General features: G+C 68.2%; 16 protein-coding genes. 6 read left to right on the top strand and 10 right to left on the bottom strand.

The annotated features are described in order from the left end of the window. The first annotated feature begins 7 nt into the window (after positions 1 to 7). Positions 8 to 793: a 3-hydroxybutyrate dehydrogenase gene (locus AC1RJ5_RS17655; protein ID WP_493114795.1), complete on the top strand. Its 786-nt coding sequence runs from the start codon at positions 8 to 10 to the stop codon at positions 791 to 793. Between the two features lie 31 nt (positions 794 to 824). Beyond that, positions 825 to 1,454 carry a DUF4893 domain-containing protein gene (locus AC1RJ5_RS17650; protein WP_269572826.1) on the top strand — a complete coding sequence of 210 codons (630 nt, stop codon included), beginning with the start codon at positions 825 to 827 and terminating at the stop codon, positions 1,452 to 1,454. Here AC1RJ5_RS17650 and AC1RJ5_RS17645 read toward each other — a convergent pair. Beyond that, positions 1,451 to 2,041, bottom strand: a complete 591-nt coding sequence (locus tag AC1RJ5_RS17645) for a hypothetical protein (protein WP_493114793.1) — start codon at positions 2,039 to 2,041, stop codon at positions 1,451 to 1,453. The two genes, AC1RJ5_RS17650 and AC1RJ5_RS17645, sit on opposite strands and share 4 nt — an antisense overlap. A 36-nt stretch (positions 2,042 to 2,077) precedes the next feature. Between AC1RJ5_RS17645 and AC1RJ5_RS17640 the strand changes: the two genes are divergently transcribed. From AC1RJ5_RS17640 to AC1RJ5_RS17630, 3 genes are all read left to right on the top strand, one after another. Beyond that, positions 2,078 to 3,385: an amidohydrolase gene (locus AC1RJ5_RS17640; RefSeq protein ID WP_493114791.1), complete on the top strand. Its 1,308-nt coding sequence runs from the start codon at positions 2,078 to 2,080 to the stop codon at positions 3,383 to 3,385. Positions 3,386 to 3,640: 255 nt separating this feature from the next. Further along, entirely contained in the window at positions 3,641 to 4,027 is a 387-nt protein-coding gene (gene arr, locus AC1RJ5_RS17635) for an NAD(+)--rifampin ADP-ribosyltransferase (protein ID WP_493114789.1), read from the top strand. 116 nt (positions 4,028 to 4,143) lie between these two features. Next, complete coding sequence (locus tag AC1RJ5_RS17630) at positions 4,144 to 4,464, top strand: DMT family transporter (protein ID WP_342250697.1); 321 nt, start codon at positions 4,144 to 4,146, stop codon at positions 4,462 to 4,464. Between the two features lie 7 nt (positions 4,465 to 4,471). Here AC1RJ5_RS17630 and dmeF read toward each other — a convergent pair whose 3' ends face one another. Genes dmeF through AC1RJ5_RS17610 form a run of 4 tightly spaced genes read right to left on the bottom strand, consistent with a single transcriptional unit; the run spans position 4,472 to position 6,460 of the window. Further along, positions 4,472 to 5,392: a CDF family Co(II)/Ni(II) efflux transporter DmeF gene (gene dmeF / locus AC1RJ5_RS17625; RefSeq protein WP_269572830.1), complete on the bottom strand. Its 921-nt coding sequence runs from the start codon at positions 5,390 to 5,392 to the stop codon at positions 4,472 to 4,474. A gap of 8 nt (positions 5,393 to 5,400) precedes the next feature. Next, positions 5,401 to 5,676 carry a metal/formaldehyde-sensitive transcriptional repressor gene (locus AC1RJ5_RS17620; RefSeq protein ID WP_342250699.1) on the bottom strand — a complete coding sequence of 92 codons (276 nt, stop codon included), beginning with the start codon at positions 5,674 to 5,676 and terminating at the stop codon, positions 5,401 to 5,403. Positions 5,677 to 5,724: 48 nt separating this feature from the next. After that, positions 5,725 to 6,126, bottom strand: a complete 402-nt coding sequence (locus AC1RJ5_RS17615; protein WP_269572832.1) for a hemerythrin domain-containing protein — start codon at positions 6,124 to 6,126, stop codon at positions 5,725 to 5,727. 55 nt (positions 6,127 to 6,181) lie between these two features. Next, positions 6,182 to 6,460, bottom strand: a complete 279-nt coding sequence (locus AC1RJ5_RS17610; RefSeq protein WP_184169138.1) for a DUF1294 domain-containing protein — start codon at positions 6,458 to 6,460, stop codon at positions 6,182 to 6,184. Between the two features lie 66 nt (positions 6,461 to 6,526). Between AC1RJ5_RS17610 and AC1RJ5_RS17605 the strand changes: the two genes are divergently transcribed. After that, positions 6,527 to 7,402 (top strand): LysR family transcriptional regulator, encoded by an 876-nt coding sequence (locus AC1RJ5_RS17605; RefSeq protein WP_184169139.1) that lies wholly within the window; start codon positions 6,527 to 6,529, stop codon positions 7,400 to 7,402. Here AC1RJ5_RS17605 and AC1RJ5_RS17600 read toward each other — a convergent pair. The 5 genes from AC1RJ5_RS17600 to AC1RJ5_RS17580 all read right to left on the bottom strand — a co-directional run bounded on the left by AC1RJ5_RS17600 (position 7,317) and on the right by AC1RJ5_RS17580 (position 9,687). Beyond that, positions 7,317 to 7,910: a hypothetical protein gene (locus AC1RJ5_RS17600; RefSeq protein WP_184169140.1), complete on the bottom strand. Its 594-nt coding sequence runs from the start codon at positions 7,908 to 7,910 to the stop codon at positions 7,317 to 7,319. The genes AC1RJ5_RS17605 and AC1RJ5_RS17600 overlap by 86 nt on opposite strands. After that, a complete protein-coding gene (locus tag AC1RJ5_RS17595) occupies positions 7,907 to 8,116 on the bottom strand; it encodes a cold-shock protein (RefSeq protein WP_184169141.1) in 210 nt (69 codons plus the stop codon). The genes AC1RJ5_RS17600 and AC1RJ5_RS17595 overlap by 4 nt, the downstream gene beginning before the upstream one ends. Beyond that, a complete protein-coding gene (locus AC1RJ5_RS17590; protein WP_184169142.1) occupies positions 8,110 to 8,394 on the bottom strand; it encodes an antitoxin Xre/MbcA/ParS toxin-binding domain-containing protein in 285 nt (94 codons plus the stop codon). Before AC1RJ5_RS17590 ends, AC1RJ5_RS17595 begins: the two co-directional genes overlap by 7 nt. Then, a complete protein-coding gene (locus AC1RJ5_RS17585; protein WP_184169143.1) occupies positions 8,391 to 8,564 on the bottom strand; it encodes a hypothetical protein in 174 nt (57 codons plus the stop codon). Before AC1RJ5_RS17585 ends, AC1RJ5_RS17590 begins: the two co-directional genes overlap by 4 nt. Positions 8,565 to 8,736: 172 nt before the next feature. After that, positions 8,737 to 9,687 carry a cation diffusion facilitator family transporter gene (locus AC1RJ5_RS17580; RefSeq protein WP_184169144.1) on the bottom strand — a complete coding sequence of 317 codons (951 nt, stop codon included), beginning with the start codon at positions 9,685 to 9,687 and terminating at the stop codon, positions 8,737 to 8,739. Between the last annotated feature and the right edge of the window lie 2 nt (positions 9,688 to 9,689).

Raw genomic sequence — 9,689 nt, 5'->3', positions numbered from 1 at the left:
GTATTCCATGTTCCTCAAGGGCAAGTCCGCCATCATCACCGGTTCGACCTCGGGCATCGGCCTGGCCTATGCCAAGGCACTCGCCGCCGAGGGCGCGAGCGTGGTGATCAACGGCTTCGGCGATGCCGCCGCGATCGAGACGGAGCGCGCCGCGCTCGAGGCGACCAGCGGCGCGAAGGCGCTCTACGACGCCGCCGACATGACCAAGCCCGATCAGATCGCGGCGATGATCCAGCGCTGCCATGACGAGCTCGGCGGCCCGCACATCATCATCAACAATGCCGGCATCCAGCATGTCGCGCCGATCGACGAATTCCCGGTCGAGAAATATGACGCGATCATCGCGATCAACCAGTCCTCGGCCTGGCACATGATGCGCGCCGCGGTGCCGTTCATGAAGGCGCAGAAATGGGGCCGGATCATCTCCACCGCCTCGGCCCACAGCCTCGTCGCCAGCCCCAACAAGTCGGCGTACGTGATGGCCAAGCATGCGATCGCCGGCCTGACCAAGACGATCGCGCTCGAAGTCGCCACGCATGGCGTCACCGTCAACTGCGTGTCGCCGGGCTATGTCTGGACCCCGCTGGTCGAGAACCAGATCCCCGACACGATGAAGGCGCGCGGCCTCACCCGGGAGCAGGTGATCAACGACGTGCTGCTCGATGCGCAGCCGACCAAGCAGTTCGTCACTTCGGAACAGGTGGCGGCGCTGGTGCTTTTCCTTTGCCGGGACGAGGCGGCACAGATTACCGGTGCCAATTACTCGATCGACGGCGGCTGGACCGCTGCCTAAGGCGGTTTGGCGCCTGAAGAAGGGAAGAGGCATGAAGGGGATCCCCGCCGCCGCGGCATTGCTCGCGATCGGCTTCACCACCGGGTGCAGCGTCTATCGCGACGCCACCGCCACGCGCCCGCCCGCCGGCTGGAGCTGGCGCAAGGTGATGACCACGGCGGACGCCGATCGCATCCGCCAGTGGCGCCGCGCCTGGGACGATGCGCTCGCCCCGGCCAAGGCAGCGAACCCCGCGGCGATCGCGGCGGATCCCCAGCTCTTCGATCCCGACGTGGCGCTCGGCACCGCGATGCCCCCGGCCGGCGACTATCGCTGCCGCACCGTCAAGCTCGGCTCGCAGCAGCCGCTCACCCCCTATTACGCCGCCTATCCCGCCGGCCAGTGCCGGATCACCGTGCAGGGCCCGGAAATCCATTTCGTCCGCCTCGACGGCCAGCAGCGCCCGGACGGGCTGCTCTACCCCAACACCGATGCCCGCTCGATGTTCATCGGCGTGATGGTGCTGGGCGACGAGACTGCGCCGCTGCGCTACGGCGTCGATCGCAAGCGCGACATGATCGGCTATGTCGAGCGCATCGGCGAGAAGCGCTGGCGGCTGGTGCTTCCCTATCCGGGCTTCGAGTCAAAGCTGGATGTGATCGAGCTGGTCCCGGCGGGCTAGGTAGCCCGCAACCCGAACTCCCGCACGATGAACGCATAGAGTTCGGGCGCCTTGGCCCGCACATTCTCGCGCCGGAAGGGCGGCCGCGCGGCATCACCGTGCAGCACCACGCTGGCGGTCATCGCGAAGAATTCGAACGCGTTGGTCAGCATATAGGCCCGTGCCGGCCAGCGCCCGCTCGCCACCGCCTCGCGGTAGAAGCGCTGCACGTCCGGATTCTGCTGGCCGCCCGGCATCTTGAGCAGCTGCCAGCGGTGGATCAGCTCGTGGAGCAGCACCGGATTCTCCACCGGCTGCACCACCCGGGCGAAGAACACCCCGCGCGGCCCGGCGCGCGTCTTGGTCCCCGCCTCGCGGTCCACCGTGATAACCTGCGCCGCGAAGAAATCGCGCGCTTCGTCCGATACTCGCAGCGCCTTCACCAGCGCGATCTGCGCGGCAAGCGAAGCCGCGACCTCGGGCGTCTGCGCGCCGCCCTGCCAGTCGATCGCGAAGTCCTGGGCGGCCCAGGCAGGCCGCGCCAGCCCCAGCAGCAGCGCGCCACCGATCAGCTTCCTGCGCGCGAGAGGTTTGACAGGTTCCGGCACCCAAGCGACATTCGCGCCTCCATCAGGGGGAACCATATGCTCCGGTCGCTTCTTCTCGCAACTGCGATGACTTTCACCACGCCCGCTCTTGCCGATCCGGTGCACGACGCGACCCAAGCCGCGCTCCCCCAGCTCATGGAATTCTATCGCGACTTCCATTCCAATCCCGAACTCAGCCTCCACGAAGTGAAGACCGCCGCCAAGCTGGCGGAAGAAGCGCGCAAGGCCGGGTTCAAGGTCACCGAGAAGGTCGGCGGCACCGGCGTGGTCGCGGTGCTCGAGAACGGCCCCGGCCCGGTCGTGCTGATCCGCGCCGACATGGACGGCCTGCCGGTCACCGAGCAGACCGGCCTCGCCTTCGCTTCCAAGGTGCGCACCACCAGCGATGAAGGCATCGAGACCGGGGTGATGCACGCGTGCGGGCATGACACGCATATGGCGAGCTGGATCGGCACGCTGCGCAACCTCGCCGCGATGAAGTCCAAATGGCACGGCACCGTCATCATGATCGCCCAGCCGGCCGAGGAGCGCGGCATGGGTGCCAAGGCGATGCTCGACGACGGGCTGTTCACCCGCTTCCCCAAGCCGCAATATGCCCTCGCCTTCCACGACAGCGCCGGCCAGCCCGCCGGCCAGATCGGCATCACCGCCGGCTATGCGCTGGCGAACGTGGACTCGGTCGACGTCATCGTGAAGGGCGTCGGCGGGCACGGTGCCTATCCGCAGACGACCAAGGACCCGATCGTCCTCGCCGCGCGCATCGTCACGTCGCTGCAGACCCTGGTCAGCCGTGAAGTCGATCCGCAGGAAGCCGCGGTAGTCACTGTCGGGATGATCAAGGGTGGCTCCACCCACAACATCATCAGCAGCGAAGTGACGATGCTGCTCACCGTGCGCAGCTTCAAGCCGGAGGTGCGCAAGCTGTTGCTCGACGGCATCGCCCGCATCGCGAAGGGCGAGGCGATCGCGGCGGGCGTGCCCGACGACCGCCTGCCCGACGTGAAGGTCCGCGACAATTTCACGCCCGCCACTTTCAACACCCAGCCGATCACCGGCCGGATGCAGGCGCTGTGGACCGCGCGCTTCGGCAAGGACCGGGTGGTCGAGACCAAGGCCGTGATGGGCGGCGAGGATTTCAGCCGCTACTGGCTGGCCGACAATTCGATCCAGAGCCTGATCTTCTGGGTCGGCGGCGTGCCGACGGATAAATGGGCCGCATCGGACAATGGCAAGAAGCCCCTCCCCTCGCTCCACAGCCCCTTCTGGGCGCCCGATGCCGAAGCCGTGGTCGGCACCGCGACCGAGGCGATGACGTCGGCGGCGCTGGATATCCTGAAGAAGTAGGCGACGGCTCGCGAGAACAACCTGCTCCCCGGCGAAAGCCGGGGGCCAGGAAGACAAGCGACGCGGCAGAGAAATCCTGTGCCCCGGCCTTGGCCGGGGAACGGGCTTCGGAACAGCGGTTCCGGACGCGGGGCGCCGGCGAGTCTTCGCGGCCTCTTCCCACTATCATTGTCTAACCCGGAACCGGGATTGCGGCAAGCCGGGGTACCTGTTGCATGTAGCTGCCCTCGATTCGCAGACGAGGAGCAACGGCACATGATCTACTATCACGGCACCCGCGCGGACCTTCACCCCGGCGACCTGATCGCCGCCGGATACGCCTCGAACTATGGCGCGCGCAAAGCCAATCCCTGGGTTTATTTCGCCGGCACGCTCGAAGCCGCGATCTGGGGCGCCGAGCTGGCGCAGGGCGAGGGTCGCGAGCGCATCTACATGGTCGAGCCGACCGGCGACTTCGTCGACGATCCCAACCTCACCGACAAGAAATTTCCGGGCAATCCCACGCTTTCCTACCGTTCGCACGAACCGCTGCGCGTCACCGGCGAGGTCGAGCAATGGCAGGGCCATTCGCCGGAGCAATTGCAGCACATGAAGGACGCGCTGGCGCGGCTGAAGGCGCAGGGCATCGAAGCCATCGACTGACCGTCTTGATCCGGTCGCCGCGCCGCCCTAGATGACCGGCGCGGCGACCACGTTCCCGTCTCCCATGCGGAGGTTCAAGACCGGGACGGCCCGGCAGTCCTTTTCAGGAGGCTGCCGTGGTTTGGTTCATTCTCGTTATTGCCGGTCTGCTCGAAGTCGTCTGGGCCTTCTTCATGAAGCAGTCCGAAGGCTTCACGAAGCTCATCCCCTCGATCGTCACGCTCGTCACCATGGGCGCCAGCTTCGGCCTGCTATCGCTGTCGATGCGCGCCCTGCCGCTCGGCACCGCCTATACGGTGTGGACCGGCATCGGCGCGGTCGGCGCCTTCGCGGTGGGGATCGTGGTGCTCGGCGAGCAGGTCAGCCTGATGCGGCTCGGCGCCGCCGCGCTGATCGTCTCCGGCCTCGTATTGATGAAGCTGTCCACCACGTCCTGAGCCGGGCTCAGCGGCACTCCACGGTCAGGTGCGCCAGTTCGTGCACCGGCGCCAGCCGCGCGCGGACGGTATCAGCATCCGCCCCCACCACGCTGACGATCGCCGCCCGCGCCTCGGGCCCGACCCGCCACACGTGCAGGTCGGTGATCCGCACCCCGCCCGCGGCAAGCAGCTCGCGCACTTCCCCGGCGACATGGTCGTCGGTCCGATCGAGCAGCACGGCGGCGGTATCGCGCATCAAGGTCCAGGACCAGCGCGCGATGACCACCGCGCCGACGATCCCCATCGCCGGATCCATCCACGCCCAGCCCAGATAGCGCCCGGCGAGCAGCGCCGCGATCGCCAGCACCGACGTCAGCGCATCGGCCAGTACATGGACGTACGCCGAGCGGAGGTTGTTGTCGTGGCCGTGATGGTGATGATGCCCATGATCGTGGTGGTGATGATCATGCCCGTGGTGATGGTGATGCCCGCCCGAGAGCAGCAGCGCGCTGACCAGGTTCACCGCCAGCCCCAGCACCGCGACGATCGTCGCTTCGCCGAAGGCCACGGTGATCGGCTCGAACAGCCGCAGCACCGATTCCACGCCGATCCCCAGTGCGATCAGCCCCAGCACCATCGCCGAGGCGAAGCCGGCCAGGTCACCGACCTTGCCCGTGCCGAAGCTGTAGGCGGCGCTGCGCGCATGTTTCTTCGCATAGCTGTAAGCAATTGCGGCCACCGCCAGTGCCCCGGCATGCGTCGCCATGTGGAAACCGTCGGCGAGCAGCGCCATCGATCCGGTCCAGTAGCCGGCGACGATCTCGCCAACCATCATCACCGCGGTCAGCGCCACCACCCACAACGTGCGCCGGGCATTCTCGTCATGCGCGGCGCCCAGGAACACATGCTCGTGCGCCAGCGCGTCGATCTCGGGAAGCGTAGCCATGGAAAATCCTATTTCGAATAGCGGCGGATCACCGCCAGCAGCTCTTCCGCGCCCTGTGCGCGCTCGGCATCGCTGAGCCCGGGTGCGGCGACATGCGCCTCGAGATGGTCGGCGATGATCTCGTCGAGCAGCCCGTTCACCGCGCCGCGCACCGCCGCCACGAGCTGCAACACCTCGGCGCAGCCGGCCTCGCCCTGCAGCGCCCGCTCGACGGCGCCGACCTGCCCGCCGATGCGCCGCACGCGCGCGAGCAACACGCTGTTGTCATGGGAAAGATGCGCCATACCTATACCCCCTATAGGTATATTAGCGGCAGGTAAACCCCGCCGCGTTCAGCGCATCGCTTCCAGCAGCGGATAGAGGATCGCCTTCTCGCGCTCGATGCGTCTGCGCATCGAAGCGCGCATGGCCGTCGATGCCGCCCGATAGCCATCCCAGTCGGCGACGACGCGGTCGATCGTCCACCCGCCGACATGCCGGCTGCTGCTGGAGAGCATCTCGGCGCTGTTCTCGCGCAGCCGTTCGATCTCCGCCACCACCTCCGGCGCGTTGCCCTCGCGCAGCCGCGCGCTGGCCTCATCGACGAGCCGCCGGCGCCGGCTGCTCGCCCGGCTCAGCCGCCAGCGGATCGCGGCCAGCGCGCTCGCATCGGGCGCGGCCGCATGCGTCGCGTCCTCCAGTTCCTGGATTCCGGCGAGCAATGCCTCATGTGCCGCGAGAAGCTCCGCCAGCATGCCATCCCCTCAATTGACCTGCTCGATCAACGCATTGCGGTCAGCTGCGATCCGCTCAGGCGCGCACAGCGAGCATGAGCAGGCCGATCGCGGCACTCATCTGGACCAGGACGATCAGCACCAGGTAGAGCGAGAAAGGCTGCTTGCGCGTCTTGTGGCGGAACAGCCGACGCGCGGCGAAAGCGCCCGGCGATCCGCCGAGCAGCGCCAGGCCGAGCAGGTCACGTTCGGGAATACGCCGTCCGCCGGCGATCGCGCGCCTTTTGTCCTGCCAGAAGCGCAACAGGGTCCAGAGATTGATGGCGACGAGCCAGAGAAGCGCAGCGGCAAGCATCGCCCCGCCTTATCCGCTCGTCCCCATCTGGCGCCATGCATGAGATAAACTTATTCTCCGGCCTGCATGGTCCGCCCCCACCTCCCCCTCAATGCCCTGCGCGCCTTCGAAGCCTCGGCCCGCCACCTCAGCTTCACCCGCGCCGCGATCGAGCTCTGCGTCACCCAGGCGGCGATCAGCCACCAGGTGAAGGGGCTGGAGGAGCGGCTCGGCGCCCAGCTCTTCCGCCGCCTGCCGCGCGGCCTGGCGCTCACCGACGAAGGCCTCGCCCTGCTCCCCGCGCTCGGCGACAGCTTCGATCGCATCGCCGAGCTGGTCGAAGGCATCACCAGCGGCACGGCGGCCCAGCTCCTCTCGGTCGCCGCGGTCGGCACCTTCGCCACCGGCTGGCTGCTGCCGCGCCTGCCGGCCTTCCACGCCGCGCACCCGCGGATCGACCTGCGCCTGTTCACCAACAACAACCGCGTCGATCTCGCCGGCGAAGGGCTCGACTATGCGATCCGCTTCGGCGCCGGCGCCTGGCACGGCACGGAAGCGGTGCCGCTGATCGAGACCCCGCTCACCCCGCTGTGCACGCCGGCCCTGGCAGAGAAGCTCTCAACCCCCGCCGACCTGCTCGCGCTGCCGCTGCTCCGCTCCTATCGCGCCGATGAATGGCCGCGCTGGCTGGCCGAGGCCGGCATCGCGCCGGTCCCTTTGCGCGGCCCGGTGTTCGACAGCTCGCTGGCGATGGCCGAGGCGGCGGTACAGGGCATTGGCGTCGCGCTCGCCCCACCGGCGATGCTCGCCCGCCACCTCGAGGAAGGCCGCGTCGTTCGCCCCTTCGACCTCGAAGTCAGCACCGGCCGCTACTGGCTCACCTGGCTCCAGTCGCGCACGCCAAGCCCGGCAATGGCGGCGTTCCGGGAGTGGATAGCGGCACAGGCAGCCCCGTCTCGCTGAACAGCTGCGCGGCGATCGCCCGGTAATAGCCGCATATCTCGTCGAGCTCGGCGCCCGACATGCTCAGCCGCTCGCCGATCGCGACGCGGGGCAGCGCCACGCCGTCCCGCATCGGCCAGCCGACCGTCATGCTGATGTCGCCCCGCCGATCCCCCCGGCGCACCAGCCCCTCGCAGTGGAACAGGCAGTCGCGGCTGCGCGCCAACGCGATCAATCGGGCGTGGTCGCCATGCGGAGCACCGGTCATCGCGCGCAACGAGGCGAGCTTGCTGGCGGTGGCGCGCTCGCCCGCGGGCATTGCGATACCGCGGGCGCCGGCCAGCGCATCGATCAGCAGACTCAGGAAACGATCGAGCTCGCGCAGCCCGTTGCCGAGCACCCGGGCACGATACCGTCCCTCGATCGCACGCGGCGGCCCCTCGCGCGCCAGCCCCTGCGCCAGGAAATCGGCGCCGCGCTGCAGGGTGGCATGGGCCCGCGCCAGCTCGGCGCGGTCACGTCCGGTCAATCGCAGAGCTTCAGGTCATGGGCGCAGGTCTGGCCCCGGCTGTCGGTGCGCAGCGCATAGGTAACGCGCTGGCGCGATTCGAGCCGGTCCAGCCCTGAAGCGGCGAGCGCGCTGGCATGGACAAAGGCGTCGTCGCCGCCCCTGTCCGGCTGGATCACGCCGAAGCCACCGGCGGTGTGGTAGAAGAACACCGTGCCACTCAGCATGGAGCCGCCTTTCGCGCCGCGATCGCCTGCTCCACCGCGGCGAGCCCCTCGGCGCTGGCGACAGCCAGGTCGAGCGGCCGCCCGCCCAGCGCCGCGTCATGGCCGTTGAGGAACAGCGTCGCCTCCTCGCGGCCCAGCGCCTCGAACGCGATGCGCGCCGCGCGGCCCTGGCGCTCGGCAGACTGCGGATCAAGCCGCGCCGCAGTGAACTGCCTGCGGAACGGCCGGGTCTGCGGCCGTTCTTCGGGCGTCGACGCCGGTACGCTCGCCTCGCTCATAGGCTCGCCACCATGGGCAGCGGCGCATCCAGCGCGTCACGCAGTTCGGCGATCCGACGCGCATAGCCCCGCACCAGTCCCTGATGCGCGCAGCGTGCTTCCGATGACGCGGCGTCGCGGGCGCGTACCAGCGAAACCTGATGGCGATATAAGAGATAATTGAGATCCATGATGTGCCTCCGCATTTCGTAAGCGGGAGCGCACAAGTCTCTCAGCCGCGGGCGCCTACATGTCGGAACTGCTCGCGATGCCCGAGCTTTAGCACGGCGACGAGACCGGCGATAGCGCGATGGCACCGGCCGTGCGAGATTGCCCGGGCCCGATCCTCTCCCCGGGGCAAGCTCACCCCATCGCCACGGCGTCCACTGCATCCTCGCGCTTCTCGGGCCGGATATAGATCGAACTCAATTTAGGCTCCTGCGCCTTCAGCCGGTGCTCGATCCGCTCGATCAACGTCTCCGCCTCGCCCATCGGCAGCGTGTCGGCAAAGTCGGCGCTGATCGCCACGAAGATGCGGTCGGGCGCGGTGTGGATCGTGCGCACATGGTTCACATGGGTGATGCACGGCTCGGCCTCGAGCAGCGCCCGGATCCGCGCGACCATGTCCAGGTTCGCGCGCTCGCCGATCAGCAGCCCCTTGGATTCGCGTGCGAGCAGGCCCGCAACCGCCGCCAGGATCACGCCGATCACGATCGACGCCCAGCCGTCGATCCGCGGATCGCCCCAGTGATGGCTCGCCCATATGCCGATGCCGGCGACGATCAGCCCGGCGAGCGCCGCCGTATCCTCGAACAGCACGATGAAACCCGAGGGATCCTTCGATTCCTTGATCGCCTTCCACCAGCCGCAATCGCCCTTGCTGGCGGCGAATTCGCGCATCGCGATCCACCAGCTGGTGCCTTCGAGCGCGAAGGCGATGACGAGTACGACGTAGTTGGGCAGCGGGTCGCGCAGGGGTTCGGGCGACCGGATGTGCAGCCAGCCCTCATAGATGGAGACGCCGGCGCCCAGCCCGAAGATCAGGATCGCGACGACGAACGCCCAGAAATAGAGTTCGCGGCCATAGCCGAAGGGATGATCGCGATCAGGCGGGCGCTTTGCCCGATATTGCCCGTAGAGCAGCAGGCCCTGATTGCCCGTATCGACCAGGCTGTGCACCCCCTCGGTAAGCATCGAGGAGGAACCGGTAATCGCGGCCGCCACGAACTTGGCGACCGCGATTCCGAGATTGGCGGCCAACGCCGCGTAGATGACGATGTTGGCGCGCCATCCCGACGCGGGCGAGGCCGCCATTG

It is taken from the genome of Sphingomonas sp. GW822-FHT03G08 (assembly GCF_058801135.1).
The sequence above is the reverse complement of the archived record's forward strand: the minus strand, read 5'-3'. Positions and strand labels throughout refer to the sequence as shown.